Origin of the sequence: Modestobacter italicus (assembly GCF_019799965.1) — a bacterium.
Lineage (GTDB): Bacteria > Actinomycetota > Actinomycetes > Mycobacteriales > Geodermatophilaceae > Modestobacter > Modestobacter italicus_A.
In genome coordinates this window covers 303478-319124 of sequence record NZ_JABGCJ010000005.1, presented here as the reverse complement: position 1 = coordinate 319124, position 15647 = coordinate 303478, and the positions used below count along the sequence as shown (strand labels likewise).

12 protein-coding genes are annotated in these 15647 nt (G+C 76.2%); 6 read left to right on the top strand and 6 right to left on the bottom strand.

Translation table 11 applies throughout. The features are described from left to right. Nucleotide 1: 1 nt before the first annotated feature. The gene (locus tag HLA93_RS14610) at nt 2–595 is read right to left on the bottom strand and encodes a TetR/AcrR family transcriptional regulator (protein ID WP_222195107.1); all 594 of its coding nucleotides are present in this window, start codon (nt 593–595) and stop codon (nt 2–4) included. A 234-nt stretch (nt 596–829) separates the two neighbouring features. On the opposite strand from HLA93_RS14610, the gene HLA93_RS14605 reads away from it, so the two are divergent. The 3 genes from HLA93_RS14605 (at nt 830) to HLA93_RS14580 (ending at nt 4646) form a co-directional block, all read left to right on the top strand. Further along, the gene (locus HLA93_RS14605) at nt 830–1531 is read left to right on the top strand and encodes a hypothetical protein (RefSeq protein WP_222195106.1); all 702 of its coding nucleotides are present in this window, start codon (nt 830–832) and stop codon (nt 1529–1531) included. Nucleotides 1532–1730: 199 nt separating this feature from the next. Next, nucleotides 1731–2849 (top strand): cold-shock protein, encoded by a 1119-nt coding sequence (locus HLA93_RS22535; protein ID WP_439957983.1) that lies wholly within the window; start codon nt 1731–1733, stop codon nt 2847–2849. Between the two features lie 93 nt (nt 2850–2942). Continuing rightward, nucleotides 2943–4646 carry a long-chain-fatty-acid--CoA ligase gene (locus HLA93_RS14580; protein ID WP_222195105.1) on the top strand — a complete coding sequence of 568 codons (1704 nt, stop codon included), beginning with the start codon at nt 2943–2945 and terminating at the stop codon, nt 4644–4646. Nucleotides 4647–4656: 10 nt separating this feature from the next. On the opposite strand, the gene HLA93_RS14575 is transcribed toward HLA93_RS14580, so the two are convergent. The 5 genes from HLA93_RS14575 to HLA93_RS14555 form a co-directional block, all read right to left on the bottom strand. Then, complete coding sequence (locus tag HLA93_RS14575; RefSeq protein ID WP_222195104.1) at nt 4657–6576, bottom strand: RNA polymerase sigma factor; 1920 nt, start codon at nt 6574–6576, stop codon at nt 4657–4659. 114 nt (nt 6577–6690) lie between these two features. Further along, a complete protein-coding gene (locus HLA93_RS14570; protein WP_222195103.1) occupies nt 6691–7248 on the bottom strand; it encodes a hypothetical protein in 558 nt (185 codons plus the stop codon). Nucleotides 7249–7266: 18 nt separating this feature from the next. Next, nucleotides 7267–8244: an NAD-dependent epimerase/dehydratase family protein gene (locus HLA93_RS14565; RefSeq protein ID WP_222195102.1), complete on the bottom strand. Its 978-nt coding sequence runs from the start codon at nt 8242–8244 to the stop codon at nt 7267–7269. Between the two features lie 16 nt (nt 8245–8260). Then, entirely contained in the window at nt 8261–10825 is a 2565-nt protein-coding gene (locus tag HLA93_RS14560; protein ID WP_308128147.1) for an alpha/beta fold hydrolase, read from the bottom strand. After that, entirely contained in the window at nt 10822–11847 is a 1026-nt protein-coding gene (locus tag HLA93_RS14555; protein ID WP_222195101.1) for a 3-oxoacyl-ACP synthase III, read from the bottom strand. The genes HLA93_RS14560 and HLA93_RS14555 overlap by 4 nt, the downstream gene beginning before the upstream one ends. A 165-nt stretch (nt 11848–12012) precedes the next feature. Between HLA93_RS14555 and HLA93_RS14550 the strand changes: the two genes are divergently transcribed. Genes HLA93_RS14550 through HLA93_RS14540 form a run of 3 tightly spaced genes read left to right on the top strand, consistent with a single transcriptional unit; the run spans nt 12013 to nt 15643 of the window. Then, entirely contained in the window at nt 12013–12543 is a 531-nt protein-coding gene (locus tag HLA93_RS14550; protein WP_308128146.1) for a 2Fe-2S iron-sulfur cluster-binding protein, read from the top strand. After that, complete coding sequence (locus HLA93_RS14545; protein WP_222195100.1) at nt 12540–13559, top strand: FAD binding domain-containing protein; 1020 nt, start codon at nt 12540–12542, stop codon at nt 13557–13559. The genes HLA93_RS14550 and HLA93_RS14545 overlap by 4 nt, the downstream gene beginning before the upstream one ends. After that, nucleotides 13556–15643 carry a xanthine dehydrogenase family protein molybdopterin-binding subunit gene (locus HLA93_RS14540; RefSeq protein ID WP_222195099.1) on the top strand — a complete coding sequence of 696 codons (2088 nt, stop codon included), beginning with the start codon at nt 13556–13558 and terminating at the stop codon, nt 15641–15643. Before HLA93_RS14545 ends, HLA93_RS14540 begins: the two co-directional genes overlap by 4 nt. The last annotated feature ends 4 nt before the right edge of the window (nt 15644–15647 follow it).

Below are 15647 nucleotides of genomic sequence, written 5' to 3'. Positions count from 1 at the left end.
TTCAGTCGACGGGGCCGCGGATGCCCTGCCAGACCAGGTCGGGGACGGTGCGCTCCGCGGCCGCCAGGTCGATCCCGGGAGCGCCGGCCAGCCACCGCCGGGACAGCTCGGCGGGCGGGCCGATGACCAGGCCCTCCAGCACGACGAGCGGCAGGTCCACGATCCGGCCGGCCGCCACGTGGCCGGCGAACCAGCCGTAGAGCTCCTCGATCCGCGGGGCCTTCGCGGCGGCGCTGCGGGCAGCGTGCTGCGGGAGGAACGCGGCGTAGGAGGAGGCGTGCACGTAGCGCGCCGCGTCGGGGTGCTCCCGGGTGAAGCGGAGGTAGGCGGCGACGACGGCCCGCACCCCGGTCCGGGCGGTCCGGGCGCGCCGCAGGTCGGTGACGACCGCCTCGAGCAGCTCGGCCATGCACCGGTCGTAGAGGGCCGCGGCCAGGCCGGTCGCGCTCCCGAAGTGGTGGTACAGGCTGCCCAGGCTCACCCCGCTGCGGTCCAGCACCGCCTGCACGGTCAGCCCCTCGTGCCCGAGCTCGGCGTGCACCGCCAGGGCGGCGTCCAGCAGCCGGGCGCTGGTCTCCTGGCCGCGGGGCGTCATCGGCGGGCCCCGGTGGGCCGGACGGCGTGCGCGCTCACCTGGGCAGCCTCCCATCCCCGGGTCAGCGGCCGGCCGGAGCGGCGGCGGGCGGTCGTGCTGCGCAGGCTGCGGTGCGGTTCCGCTCACCTCCTGAGCCTACGAACGGCTGGAGGAAACCTCTAGAACATTCCTCTGGTCGTGTGTACGGTCCGCAACCACGCCGCACCGGGCGGCGCCGGCGATGAGGAGTGGGCAGTGCACACGACGACGGTTCCGAACGACCCAGCGACGCGCGCGGCGGTGTCGCCCCCGCACGGCCGATGGGCTGCGGTGGGGGTGCTGGCCGGCGTGCTGGGCGCCGCCTCCATCTGGACCAGCCTGGAGGTCTCCGCGGCCCAGGGCACCGACGCCTACGACGACGCCGAGGTGCTCACCCAGCGGCTGAGCGACGAGGTGCCGATGCTGCTGGCCTTCCACGTGACCACCGCGCTGACCGCGGTGCTGCTGGTCGTGGTCGCGGCCGGGCTGGAGCGACGGCTGACCCGGGACCTGGCCCGGACGGCGGCGGACAGCCTGCTGCCCCGGGTCGCCGGGCTGGGCCTGCTGCTGGTCTCGGTGGCCGCCCTGCTCGGCAGCGGGCTGAACACCGAGTTCGTCTTCCTCCTGGGCCAGGAGGAGCAGCTCGTCCCGGAGAACGCGGCGTTCTACGCCCACTGGGTGGCCACCATCCCGTGGCTGTGGGTCGGTGCCGGCGTCTCCGCGCTGTGCGTCGCCGCCGTCGCGCTGCGCCACCGGGCCCTGCCGCGCTGGCTGGGCTGGGCCAGCCTCGCGCTGGGCGGGCTGACCCTGCTGCTGGGCGTCTCACCGCTGCAGTACATGGCCGGGATGACCGGGCCGATCTGGCTGCTGGTCGCGATGACCGGCCTGCTCCGCGACGAGCGCAGCACCCGCCGCTGACGTCCCGCTACCGACCCCGAGCGGCGTCCCGATCGCGCTGCCCGGCCCCTGACCCCGGCCGGGCAGCACGATCGTGCCGACCCCGACGGGGGGCCTCGGCACCCCCTGTGTGCACGTCGGGTCGTCCCAGCGGGCAGGCTGGAGCACCCTGGTACAGGTAGGTACCAGTTGGGACGTCGAGATGTGCAGGAGCTGAAGGATGCCGCAGGGCACGGTCAAGTGGTTCAACGCCGAGAAGGGCTTCGGGTTCATCGAGCCCGACGACGGCGGGCAGGACGTGTTCGCGCACTTCTCGGCGATCGCCGACGACGGGGGCTTCCGCAGCCTGGACGAGGGCCAGCGGGTCGAGTACACCGCCAGCTCCGGTGACCGCGGCATGCAGGCCGACTCCATCCAGCCGCTGGGCCGCGGCGGTGGCCGGCCGGCCCGCGAGGAGCGCGGCCACCGCGACGACCCGCGCCAGGTCCGCGCCCCGCGCGCCTCCCGCGGGGGCGGCGGGTCCGAGGGCACGGTGCGCTGGTTCAACGCCGAGAAGGGCTTCGGGTTCATCGAGCCCGACGACGGCGGGGACGACGTGTTCGTGCACTTCTCCGCGATCGCCGACGACGGCGGCTACCGCAGCCTGGACGAGGGCCAGCGGGTCGAGTACACCGCCAGCCCCGGCCAGCGCGGCATGCAGGCCGACTCGGTCCAGCCGCTGGGCGGCGGCCGGGCACCGCAGCGCGAGGAGCGCGGCCGCCGCGACGACCGGGCACCGCGCGGTCGCAGCGGCGGTGGCGGGTCCGAGGGCACGGTGCGCTTCTTCAACGCCGAGAAGGGCTTCGGGTTCATCGAGCCCGACGAGGGCGGGGACGACGTGTTCGTGCACTTCTCCGCCATCGAGGACGACGGCGGCTACCGCAGCCTGGACGAGGGGCAGCGGGTCGAGTACTCCGCCAGCCCGGGCCAGCGCGGCATGCAGGCCGACTCGGTGCGCCCGCTCGGTGGCGGGGGCGCGCCGGCCCGGTACGACGACCGGCGCGATGACCGGCGCGATGACCGGCGCGACGACCGGCCCCGCCGGGACGACCGCGCTCCGCGGGCGCCCCGGGCCCCCCGCGCCGGCAGCGGCGGCACCGAGGGCACGGTGCGCTGGTTCAACGCCGAGAAGGGCTTCGGGTTCATCGAGCCCGACGACGGCGGGGACGACGTGTTCGTGCACTTCTCCGCGATCGCCGACGACGGCGGCTACCGCAGCCTGGACGAGGGCCAGCGGGTGGAGTACACCGCCAGCCCCGGTCAGCGCGGCATGCAGGCCGACTCGGTCCAGCCGCTCTGACGCCCTCCCGCTGACCGCCGGGCACCCGCGGCGGTCAGCGGGGCGGACGGTCCGCCGCCGACCCTGGGTGCGTCGTCGCGAACGAGGGAGCACATGGTCACCGAGCCGGACCGCAGGACGTCGGAGGAGCCGGCGCCGGCCTGGACCCGGAGCTACGCCGAGGGGGTGCCGGCCGAGGTCGAGGTACCCCGGGAGACCGTGCCCGACCTGCTGGTCACCGCGGCGCAGCGGTACCCCGACCGGCCCGCGCTGGAGTTCTTCGGCGCCACGACCAGCTACGCCGAGCTCCGGGACGCCGTCGCCCGCGCGGCGACGGTGCTGCACGACCTGGGCGTCCGGCCGGGTGACCGGGTCGCGCTCGTGCTGCCCAACTGCCCGCAGCACGTGGTCGCCTTCAACGCCGTCCTCCGGCTGGGCGCGGTGGTCGTCGAGCACAACCCGCTGTACACCCCCGAGGAGCTGGGCACCCAGTTCCGCGACCACGGGGCCGCCGTCGCGGTCGCCTGGGACGTGGTGGCCCCTGTCGTCCAGGGCCTGGACGCCCCCGAGCTGCGCGAGGTGCTCGCGGTCGACCTCAGCCGGGCGCTGCCGCTGGTCAAGCGGCTGGCGCTGCGGCTGCCGGTCCCGAAGGCCCGCGCCACCCGGGCGGCCATGACCGAGCCCGCTCCCGGGACGAGGTCCTGGGACGCCGCCGTGGCCGGGGCGAACCCGCTGGACGGTGCCCACCCGGGCCCGGCGCACGAGGACGTGGCGCTGCTGCAGTACACCGGCGGCACCACCGGCAGCCCCAAGGCGGCGGTGCTCACCCACCGGAACCTGGTCGCCAACGTCACCCAGTCGGTCGCCTGGGTGCCGGGGCTGCGGGCGGGGGAGGAGGTCTTCTACGGGGTGTTGCCGCTGTTCCACGCCTACGGGGTGCTGCTCTGCCTGGCTGCCGCCGTGCGGCTGGGGGCGACGCTGGTGCTCTTCCCCCGCTTCGACGTCGACCAGGTGCTCGCCGCTGCCAAGCGCCGGCCGCCGACGTTCTTCCCCGGCGTCCCGCCGATGTACGAGCGGCTGGCGGTGGCCGCCGAGCAGCGCGGCGTGGACCTGTCGGCCACCCGGGTGGCCATCTCCGGGGCGATGCCGCTGCCGGTGGAGACCGCGCAGCGCTGGGAGCGGGTGACCGGTGGGCTGATCGTGGAGGGCTACGGGATGACCGAGGCCTCGCCCATCGTGCTGGGCAACCCGATCGGGCCGACCCGGCGGATCGGGACGGTCGGGCTGCCCTACCCCTCCACCCGGATGCGGGTGGTGGACCCCGAGGACCCGACCGTGGACCGGGCTCCGGGCGAGCGTGGGGAGCTGCTCGTCCAGGGTCCGCAGGTGTTCTCCGGCTACTGGCACCGGCCGGCCGAGACCGACGAGGTGCTGCTGCCCGGCGGGTGGCTGCGCACCGGCGACGTGGTCGAGGTCGACGACGACGGGTTCGTCCGGATCGTCGACCGGATCAAGGAGCTGATCATCACCGGCGGCTTCAACGTCTACCCCTCCGAGGTCGAGGACGTGCTGAAGGGCGTCGACGGCATCACCGACGCCGCCGTCGTCGGCCTGCCCGGCGGCAAGGGCGGTGAGGAGGTCGTCGCCGCGGTGGTGGTCGAGCGGGAGCTGGACCTGGACGCCGTCCGGGAGTCGCTCCGCGCCTCGCTGGCCGCCTACAAGGTGCCGCGGCGGATCGTGGCCGTGGACGACCTGCCCCGCTCGCAGATCGGCAAGGTGCTCCGCCGCGAGGTGCGCGACCAGCTGCTCGCCGGCTGACCCCGGCGGGTCAGGACACCGGCCCGGGGCCGAAGTCGCCGAAGGGCTCGGGAGCGGGCGGCGCGATCGGCGTCTCAGCGGCCACCGCCCCGTTCGGGAACAGTGTGCGCACCGTTCGGGCGTCGGCCGGCAGTTGGGTCACCGCGCTGCCGGCCTGCAGCGCCAGCGGCCCGATCACCCCGCCGTCGGCGTCCAGCAGCTCGGCGGTGGCCACCGTCGGCGGCGCGCTGACCACCAGCCACGCCGAGTCCCTCGGTGGGCCGAGCCCGGGCAGGTCGACCTCGCACACCCGGGCCACGGTGACCGTCTCCAGCGGCGTGCTGCCCGGTGGGGTCTGGGTGCCGCAGGCCAGCGCGCCACCGCCGCTGCCGGCCCAGGTGGTCACCACCCGGGCGCCGCCAGGGCTCTGCACGGCCACCACGGCGACCGTCCCGGGCCCGCGGCTCAGCGGCAGCTCGCCGGACCACAGCAGCTGCGGCCGCAGCGCCGCCGGCTCGGTGCCCAGCGGCACCGCCAGGGAGACCAGCGCCGCGTCCACCACCCGCGGGTCGGCCGGCGTGCTGCCCGGCCGCAGGGCGGTGAGCACCGGCAGCGGCACCGTGCGGCCGGGCCGGTCGCCGGGCCAGTCGACCCCGCCGCGGTGCACCAGCCGGCCGTCCCGGCTCACCCGCACGCTCAGCGCCGGCCCGTCCTCGACGGTCCGCGCCGGCACCACGGCCACGCCGTCGGCGGCGGGCACCTCCGACCACTCGCGGCCGACCGTGCCGCGCGGGCCGGTCAGCAACCGGTCGGAGACCTCGATCCGGTCACCCGGCGCCGCCACCACGACCAGGCTGGCCGGCCCCGGGCCGCCGAGCAGCAGGGTGACCGGCCGGGTGCGGCCCAGCTGCCTCGGCAGTCGCGGGGTCAGCTGGTCGGCGGCGGCACCGGGAGCACCGGTCAGCCACACCCCACGGAAGTCCTCCTCGACCGTGCCCACGACCAGCGCCACCCGGCCGTCGGGGGTGTCGGTGGCCAGCACCACCGTCCGGTCGGCCGGTGCCGGCGCCTCCAGCGCGCCCCAGCCGACCTGCCGGACGGCGTCGACGAACGCGGCGTCCCCGGCCAGCGAGCCCCGGGTCGGCCCGGCGAGCACCGGGACGGCGCGGGCGCCGGCCGGGCCGGGCGGCACGTCGCCCGATGCGGTGGCCTCCACGGGCGGGGCGGACACGGAGGTGTCCGGGGCGTCCCGGACGCCGGTGCCGACGGCACCGGCAAGGGCGACCGCCGCGACCCCGGCCGCGGCCAGCACCCGTCGGCGGGTGCGGGACCGGCGGTGGCCGACGTCGGCGGTCGCCTGCGCAGCGTCCAGCTGCCAGCGGCCGGTGGCACCGGCGAGCCGGTGCAGCTCCTCGCGCAGCTGGTGCACGCCGGTCGGCTGCTCGCGGCGGTAGGGGTCGGCGCGCAGCGCGGCCCGCAGGCGGGCGGTCCCGGTGGCGCGGTCCGGTTCCGCGGCACCGCCGAGCACCCGCGCCAGGGCAGCGTCGTCCAGGCCGTCCAGCTCCGCCAGCACCGCGGCCGCGCGAGCTCGTGGCGGCAGGTCCCGCAGCGCCCGCTGGAGCCCGGGGTCGCCGGCCGGGGCCGTCGGTGCGCCGGGCCCGGGCAGCGACTCGATGACCTGCTGGGCACCGGCCGACCGCAGCCGGCCGGTGGCGCCGCGGACCAGGGCCCGCCGCGCGGTGGTCAGCGGGTCGTCGTCCCGGGGCCAGGACCGGCGGACCCGGGTCAGCGCCCGCTGCACCAGCTCCTCCGCATCGGCCCGGTCCCCGGTGAGCAGCACCGCGGTGCGCAGCAGGCCGGGCCGGTGGTCGGCGACGAACCGCGCGAAGGCCGCATCGTCGGGGTGGCCTCCCTCGGCGTGCCCGAAGCCGTCTGGTCCGTCGTCCTGCACCGTGCTCCCTCCGGTCGCCCCGCACCTCGTTCGCAGGGTGAGGGCCGCGGGGTTCACTGCCCGCCGTCGTCCACGGTCGCCGACGACGGTCCGATCCGCAGCTCCGGCGAGCGGTCAGTACACCGGGCGCATCGTCCTGACGTGGAGCAGCACGGACCCCAGCAGCTGCCCCGACCCGTCGTGCGCGGTCACCGATGGCGGACGGCGACCGCGCCAGACCACGACGAGGTTGCCGTGCCGCGGTACCAGCAACTCGCGGACGGCCCCCACCACGACGGTGTGCACCTCGGCGCCGGCGCGCAACTGGGCGTACCGGGCGTACCGGGCACCCCACGGCATCCGGCGGGTGGGACCGCGCAGCACCGAACCGCCGCCCCGCACCGCCACCAGCGCGCCGAGCTGCTCGGCCGCGGGTCGGTCGGCGAGCCCGTCGTCCGGCCACCCGCCGCCGCCCCCACCGAGCAGGTGCCAGGCGGTGCCGCGACGTTCCAGCAGGTGCGCCTCGTTCGCCACGTAGCCGACGCTCCGGCGGACGAAGAGCGTGCAGGCGACGTCACCGTCCACGTCCACCGCCACGGCGAGCGACCGTCGGCGCCGGCTCAGCCGGGTCGCGTCGCTGCGGAGACCGTGCTCGATGAGCGCCAGGCTCTCCGTGAGCGGGTCGTGGGACACCAACGGCACGGTAGGCGCTCAGCCCGCCGCGTACGCCTCCGTCAGCCGGGCGAAGCCCTCCTCCAGCGGGACCTGCGGGGTCCAGGCCAGTGCCTCACGGGTGCGGCGCTGGTCGAACCAGTGCGCGGTGGCCAGCTGCTCGGCCAGGAAGCGGGTGAGCGGGGGGGTGTCCCGCCGTCCGGTGACGGCCCAGACGCCGTCGACCACCGCGCCGGCGGCCCAGGCCACCGGGAACGGCACCCGGCGCCGGGGCGCCGGGACCCCGGCCGCCGCGCAGAGCCGGGCGAGGACCTCCGCCACCGGCCGGGGCTCACCGTTGCTGACCACCAGGGCCTCGCCGTGCACCGGCCCGCAGGCGTCCACGGCGGCGACCAGTGCACCGGCGGCGTTGTCCACGTAGGTGGTGTCGATCAGCGCCGCGCCCGAGCCGATCACCGGCAGCCGGCCGGACCGCGCCCGCTCCACGATCCGGGCCACCAGCTGGGTGTCGCCGGGCCCCCAGACCAGGTGCGGCCGGACGGCGAGGACGGCCAGGTCGGCCGAGTCGGCCGAGTCGGCGGCGAGCGCGTCCAGCTCGGCCATCGCCTTGGACCGGGCGTAGTGCCCGCGGGCGTGCTCCGGGTCGGCGGCGCCGGCGCCCACGCCGACCAGCGCGGACCCGCCGTGCGCGACCGAGGGGGAGGAGACGTGCACCAGTCGGCCGACCTCGGCCTCCCGGCAGGCGGCGATCAGCGTGCGGGTGCCCTCGACGTTGGCCTGCAGGTACTCGGCCCACGGGCCGGTCACGTCGACCTTGGCGGCCAGGTGCACGACGGCGTCCTGCCCGGCGGTGGCCCGGGCGACGGCGGCGGGGTCGGCGACGTTGCCCAGCACCTCACGGCAGGGCAGCCCGGCCGGGCGGCGCTGCAGCACGGTGACCTCGTCCCCGCGTTCCTGCAGCGCGGTGGCCGTGGCCCGGCCCAGCATCCCGCTGGCCCCGGTGACCAGCACCCTCATCGGCCCGACGACCCCATCAGCGTCGCGAACCGGAGCCGGCCAGCGTGCGGGCGGCCTGCCGGGCCACCGCGCGCCGGTCGACCTTCGACTGGTGCCGGATGTCGACCGGCAGGGCACCGGTGACCAGCACGGCGGCGACCTCGACGCCGGCCGCGGCGCGCACCGCGTCGGCGAGCTCCGGGTCGGCGACGGCGCTGCCGCGCCGCGGTGCCCCGGTGACCGGGACGACGACGACCACGACTGCCTGGGTGCCGGCCGGCCCGACCCCGACGACCGCGGCGGCCGAGACGGCGGCCAGCTGCTCGACCCGCTGCTCGACCCCGACCGGGGTGACCACGCCGGCGGCGGTGCTGACCACGTGCGGCAGCCGGCCCTCGATCCAGAGCCGGCCGGCGTCGTCGATGTGCCCGACGTCGCCGGTGCGGTGCCAGCCCGGCTCACGGGACGCCGCGCGCTCGGTCGCCCACAGCGCGTCGTACCGGTCCTTGACGTGGGCGGCCCGCACGGTGACCTCGCCGGTGGTGCCGGGGGTGTCGGTGAGCGGCCCGTCGGCCGTGCCGGTGTCGGAGAGCGGGCTGACCCGGACCTCGACGCCGGGCAGCGGCCGGCCGACGCAGACGCCGTTGCCCGGGCCCGCCGCCTCGATCTCGGCGGCGGACACGTCGGTGACCGGCAGCGCCTCGGTCATGCCGTACGGGGTGTGCGCCTCGGCCGCGGGCAGCACCTCCCGCAGCTGCTGGAGCAGCGGGAGCGGCACCGGGGCGCCGGCCGACATCAGCAGCCGCACCCCGCCCAGCGCCGTCCGCTGGGCGGCGGTCAGCTCGCCTGCGGTGGCCACCACCCGGCGCAGCGCGGCCGGCGAGGCGAACACCACGGTGCCGGCGGCGGCGGCGACCGCGTCGGCCAGCTTCGCCGCGGTGAGCGTGCCCGGTGCGGTCACGTCGACGTCGGGCACGACCGAGCCGATGCCCAGCGCCGGGCCGAGGATGGCGAACGGCGCGAAGGCGGCGACGAGCCGGTCGTCGGGGGTGAGTGCGTAGGCGGTGCGCACCAGCTCGAGCTGGGCCAGCGCCTGGCGCTGGGTGTAGACCACGCCCTTGGCGGGCCCGGTCGCCCCCGAGGTGAAGAGGACGGCGCAGTCGGCGTCCACGTCGGTCTCCGGCGGCGGGGCGGCGGTGGCGCCGAGCTGCTCCAGCCCGGCCAGCGTGTGCCGGGCGCCGAGCGCGCGGGCGGCCCGCCGGTCGAGCCCGGCGGCGATCCGGGACCCGGGCAGGCCCATCAGCCGGGCGGCGGCGAGCCCCGGGGCGGCGCCGATGACGTGCCGCACGCCGGCGCTGCGCAGCGCCCGGCGCATGCCGGCCAGGCCCAGGCCCTTGTCGGCGACGACGATGACGCCGCCGGCCCGCCACACGGCGTAGACGCTGGCGGTCAGGTCGGCGGAGGGCTCGACCAGCAGCCCGACCCGGTCGCCGGGGCGCACCCCGGCGGCGGCGAGGCCGGCGGCGAGCCGCTCCACCCGGTGGTGCAGCGCGGTCCAGCTGACCGTGTCGCCGCCCACCTCGACGACGGCGGGGGAGTCGTCACCGGCCCGGTCGGTCAGCGCCGACCAGGGGTGCCGGCCGGGTTTCTCTGCGGGCGGCCGCGGCCGGGCGGTCGGTCGGTCGGCGTCCAGGTCGGCCACCCACTGCGCGACCGCGCGCGCGTACTGCGGGGCGTCCTCGGGCAGCAGGTGCGAGGCGCCCTCGTAGCGGTGCAGCTGCGCCTGCGGCAGCCGCTCGCGCAGGTCGGCCAGGTAGCGCTCGCCGAACACCGGGTCGCGCGGCCCCCACAGCAGCAGCGCCGGGACGTCGAGGTCGCGGATGCCCTCGGCGATCGCCTCCTGCGCGGCGCGCGAGGGGTGGCCGGGGGCGAACGGGATGTCGGCGACGAAGTCCCCGACCGAGCGCCGGCGGTCCGCCGTCCGGTAGGGCGCGGCGAACGCATCCCGGACCTCGGCGGGCAGCGGTGGCCAGGACAGCGCGGTCGTGGCCCGCACGAACACCGGGGTGCCGACGGTGACCGCCGGCCGCACGCCGGGGGCGTGCGCCAGCCGGATCAACGCCGGGCCCAGGTCGCCGGGCGGCATGGCCACCGCGGTGTTGCCGAGCACCACCCCGCGCAGCTGGTCGCGGTGGGCCAGTGCCCAGCCCAGCGAGATGACCCCGCCCCAGTCGTGCCCGACGGTGACCACCGGGCCGGTCACGCCGAGGGCCGCGGTCAGGTCACCGAGGTCGGCGACCCGCTGGGCCAGCGGCCGCAGCGCCGACAGGCGCTCGGAGAAGCCCATGCCCAGCTGGTCGGGGGCGATGACCCGCCAGCCGGGCGGCGCGGCGGCCAGCAGCCGGCGCCAGAGGTAGGACCAGGTCGGGTTGCCGTGGACGCAGAGCAGTGTCCCGACCGGCTCCCGGACGCCGTTGTCCAGCACGTGCCACTCGTGCTTCGCGCCGGTGGCGTCGGCGACGGTGACCCGCCGGGACCAGGCCGGGTCGAGCCCGGGGAGGCCGGGCGGCAGATCTGTGGCTGCGGAGGGGATGCCGGTCACCAGGCGATCTCGAGGCAGGAGGCGTTCAGGCCCGAACCGATGCCCATCAGCAGCACCCGGTCGCCGTCGACCAGCTCGTCCTGGATGCCGGCGAGGGTGAAGGGCACCGACGCCGGGCCCAGGTTGCCCCGGGTCGGGAAGGTCTTGGGCACCCGCGCCTCGTCGATGCCGAACCGCTCGCACATCGCCGCGGTGTGCACCTTGGACACCTGGTGGATGACGTAGCGGTCCATGCCGCGCTGCCAGTCGAACTCGCCGGCGGCCTCCTGCCACATGTCCATCGACAGCTCGAGGCCGGCGTCCAGCAGGCCCTTGAGGTCGGTGCGCATCATGTCGTTGTCGCCGATGCAGAGCTCGTGGTGCTCGGTGCCGGCCCGGCTGACCGAGCCGACCAGGCGGTGGCCCTCGGGGTGCTGGTCGGACCGGCCGAGCACCATCGCCACCGCGCCCGACCCGAGGGTCAGGGTGGCGAACTGGGCGATCACGTCCCGGGCGGTGGTGTCGGGCTGGTTGAGCCGCTCGATGGTGCGCTCCTGCACCGTGCGGGCGTCCTCGCCGTTGACGACCAGGGCGTGGTCGACCATGCCGGAGTCGATCATCGCGGCGGCCAGCTCCATGCCGTTGACGAACCCGAGGCAGGCGTTGGTCACGTCGAAGTTCTGCGCCGAGCGCGGCAGGCCGAGGGCGTGGTGCACCGCCACCGCGGTGGAGGGCTCCAGGTGCTTGCGGCTGACCGAGGTGTTCACCATCAGGCCGATGTCGGCCGGGTCGACGCCGCTCTCGCTGATCGCCTTCGCGCCGGCCATCGCCGCGCCGTCCACGAAGGTGACGCCGTCGGCCCACCAGCGGCGCTCCTGGATGCCGGCGAGGCGTTCCAGCAGGCCGGGGCGCAGCCCGACCCGCTTGTAGGTGTCGGCGAGGCGCTCGTCGAGCGCGTCGGAGGTGATCACCTGGGATGCGTCGGCCGTCTGCACGGTCAGCACGCTGGTGTTGGTGAAGCGGTGCGTGGCGTTTCCAAGCATGGGCAGTCCAGTCCTCGAGGAGGGCCGACTCTTCCATGCGCGTCGCCCCGTTCGGCCGGGGAGTACCCGACCCGGACATCCTCATGCCGCCAGGCGTTCACCGGGGTGCGGCGTCCGTCACGTTGCTGCGGGAGCGCCGCGCCGCGGCGGGTTTCGCCCGTCCCGGTGGCTGGGCAACCGGGCGACATGGACGCCGAGATCACCCTCCAGGTCGACGGCGAGGCGCGCCGGCTCACGGTCGACACCCGCACCTCCCTGCTGGACGCACTGCGCGAGCGGCTGGGCAACACCAGCCCGAAGAAGGGCTGCGACCACGGTCAGTGCGGCGCCTGCACGGTCCTGCTGGACGGCGAGCGCGCGCTGAGCTGCCTGGCGCTGGCCGTGGCGCACGACGGGGCCGCGGTCACCACCGCCGACGGGCTGGCCCCGGCCGGCGAACTGCACCCGGTCCAGCAGGCATTCCTCGACACCGACGCCTTCCAGTGCGGCTACTGCACGCCCGGCCAGGTCTGCTCGGCGGTCGGGGTGCTCGACGAGTTCGAGCGCGGCTGGCCCAGCCACGTCACCGAGGACCTCACCGGCCGGCCGGAGATGACCTCCGACGAGGTCGCGGAGCGGATGAGCGGCAACCTCTGCCGCTGCGCCGCCTACGTGAACATCACCCCCGCGGTGCAGCAGGCCGGCGGTGCCCGGTGAAGCCGTTCGCCTACGCCCGGCCCGGTGACGTCGCCGAGGCCGTGCGAGACGTCGCCGCCGAGCCGAACGCGGTCTTCCTGGCCGGGGGCACCAACCTGGTCGACCACCTCCGGCTCGGGGTGGCCCGGCCCGACCTGGTGGTCGACGTCCGCACGCTCACCTCCCGCGAGGTGACCGACCTCCCCGACGGCGGGCTGCGGCTGGGCGCGGCATCGACCAACAGCCAGGTCGCCGCCGATCCGCGCGTCCGGGAGCGGTGGCCGGTGCTGGCGCAGGCTCTGCTGGCCGGGGCCACCGGTCAGCTGCGCAACATGGCCACCACCGGCGGCAACCCGCTGCAGCGCACCCGCTGCGTGTACTTCCAGGACGTGACCACCCCGTGCAACAAGCGCGAGCCGGGCAGCGGCTGCAGCGCGGTCGGCGGCTACACCCGCTACCACGCGGTCCTCGGCACGCCGGCCGCGCTGCCGGACCCGACCGCACCGGAGACGTGCATCGCCACCCACCCCTCCGACATGGCGGTCGCCCTGGCCGCGCTCGACGCGCAGGTGCGGGTGCTCGGCCCGGCCGGTGAGCGCACCGTCCCCTTTCCCGAGCTGCACCGGCTGCCCGGCGACGACCCGTCGCGGGACACCGTGCTGGAGCACGGTGAGCTGATCACCGCGATCGACCTGCCGGCGCTGCCGGCGGGCACCCGGTCGGCCTACCGCAAGGTCCGCGACCGGGCCTCCTACGCCTTCGCCCTGGTCTCGGTGGCCGCGGTCGTCACCCCGGACGGCGAGCTGCGGCTGGCCCTGGGCGGGGTCGCGCACAGGCCCTGGCGGGCCACCCGGGCCGAGGAGGTGCTCCGCGGGCAGCAGCTGACCCAGGACGCCGTCCGGGGCGCGATCGCCGCCGAGCTGGCCGCCGCCCAGCCGCAGCCGGGGATCGACAGCGGCAACGGCTTCAAGATCCCGCTCGTGGCCCGCACGGTGCTCGCGACCGTGCGCGGCCTCCTCCCGGAGGAGCACTCATGACCGACCTGCTGGAACCGCGCGCGATCGGTGCGGACCTGGTCCGCCGGGACGGCGAGGCGAAGGTCCGCGGCACCGCCACCTACGCCTACGAGACGCCGGTCGAGCACCCCGCCTACGCCCACCCGGTGCAGGCCACCATCGCCCGGGGCCGGGTCACCGCCATGGACACCACCGCGGCCGAGGCGCTGGACGGCGTCCTGGCCGTGCTCACCCCGTTCAACGCCGAGCGGCTGGCCGAGACCTCCGACTTCGAGTACGCCGTGCTGCAGGGGCAGGACGTCGGCTTCCGCGGGCAGCTGATCGGGGTGGTGGTCGCCGAGACGTCCGAGCTGGCCCGGCAGGCGGCCGACGCGGTCGAGGTCACCTACGACGAGCAGCCGCACGACACGGAGCTGTCGGCCGACCGGCCGGATCTCTACGCCCCGGAGCAGGTGAACGCCGGCCACGAGACCGACACCGCCGAGGGCGACGTGGCCGCCGCGATGGCCACCGCCGAGGTCACCCTGGAGCGCACCTACTCCACCGCGATGTACCACAACAACCCGCTGGAGCCGCACGCCACGACGGCGCTGTGGGAGCCGGCCGGCGGCGGGTTCCTGACCCTGTGGGACTCCACCCAGGGCGTGCACCCCGACCGGGCCGCGGTCAGCGAGGTCTTCGGCCTGGACCAGGAGCAGGTGCGGGTGGTCTGCCCCTACGTCGGCGGCGGGTTCGGCTCCAAGGGGCTGCCGCACGGCAACGTGTTCCTCACCGCCCTGGCTGCCCGGGCGCTGCCCGGCCGGCCGGTGAAGATGGCGCTGACCCGCCAGCAGATGTTCTTCCTGGCCGGCTACCGCACCCCGACCATCCAGCGGATGCAGCTGGCCGCCGACCATCGCGGCCGGCTGTCCGCGATCGCCATCGACGTGGTCGAGCAGACGTCGAGGGTCAAGGAGTTCGCCGAGCAGACCGGGGTGCCCGCCCGGATGATGTACGCCTCGCCGAACCGGCGGACCACCCACCGGCTGGCCGCCCTCGACGTGCCGATCCCGTCGTGGATGCGCGCGCCGGGGGAGTGCCCGGGCATGTTCGGCCCCGAGGTGGCGATGGACGAGCTGGCTGAGGAGCTGGGCATCGACCCGGTCGAGCTGCGGGTCCGCAACGAGCCGGAGGTCGACCCGGAGACGGGGAAGCCGTGGTCCAGCCGCAACCTGGTGCGGTGCCTGCGCGAGGGGGCGCAGCGGTTCGGCTGGTCCGAGCGACGGGCGTACCGGGACGGCGACTGGCTGGTCGGCACCGGCGTCGCCTCGTCGGTCTACCCGACGATGCGGCAGGCCACCTCGACGGCGGCCCTGCGGTTCGAGGGCGGCCGGTACGTCGCCGAGATCGGCGCCGCCGACCTCGGCACCGGGGCCTGGACGATCCTGCCGCAGATCACCGCCGACGCCCTGGGGGTCGACGTCGCCGACGTCGAGGTGCGGATCGGCGACACCCGTTACCCGGTCGCCTCGGTGGCCGGGGGCTCCTCGGGCACGAACACCTGGGGGTCGGCGCTGGTCGTCGCGGCGAGGGAGTTCCGCACGAAGTACGGCGCCGACCCGCGGGACGGCGACGAGGCCAGCGGGGACGTCGACCAGGCCGGGCAGGACGACACCCACTCCCCGTACGCGTTCGGCGCGCAGTTCGTCGAGGCCCGGGTCAACGCCGACACCGGCGAGATCCGGGTGCCGCGGCTGCTCGGCGTCTTCGGCGTCGGCCGGGTGATCAACCCCCGGACGGCGCGGTCTCAGCTGATCGGCGGGATGACCATGGGGCTGTCGATGGCGCTGCACGAGACCAGCGCCTGGGACCCGCGGATCGGGCAGGTCGCCAACCACGACCTGGGCGAGTACCACATCACGGTCAACGCCGACGTCGGTGCGATCGAGGCGCACTGGATCGACGAGCACGACCCCTACGTCAACGCCATGGGCAGCAAGGGGATCGGCGAGATCGGCATCGTCGGCACGGCGGCCGCGGTGGTCAACGCCGTCCACTCCGCCACCGGGGTGCGGGTGCGCGACCTGCCGGTGACGCTGGACAAGCTGCTGCCGGCGCTGGACTGAGGTG

Excerpts from the sequence above, each read along its gene's own strand:
- HLA93_RS14610 (WP_222195107.1), bottom strand. The coding sequence starts at position 595 with ATGACGCCCCGCGGCCAGGAGACCAGCGCCCGGCTGCTGGACGCCGCC.
- HLA93_RS22535 (WP_439957983.1), top strand. The coding sequence starts at position 1,731 with ATGCCGCAGGGCACGGTCAAGTGGTTCAACGCCGAGAAGGGCTTCGGG.
- HLA93_RS14580 (WP_222195105.1), top strand. The coding sequence starts at position 2,943 with ATGGTCACCGAGCCGGACCGCAGGACGTCGGAGGAGCCGGCGCCGGCC.
- HLA93_RS14565 (WP_222195102.1), bottom strand. The coding sequence starts at position 8,244 with ATGAGGGTGCTGGTCACCGGGGCCAGCGGGATGCTGGGCCGGGCCACG.
- HLA93_RS14555 (WP_222195101.1), bottom strand. The coding sequence starts at position 11,847 with ATGCTTGGAAACGCCACGCACCGCTTCACCAACACCAGCGTGCTGACC.
- HLA93_RS14540 (WP_222195099.1), top strand. The coding sequence starts at position 13,556 with ATGACCGACCTGCTGGAACCGCGCGCGATCGGTGCGGACCTGGTCCGC.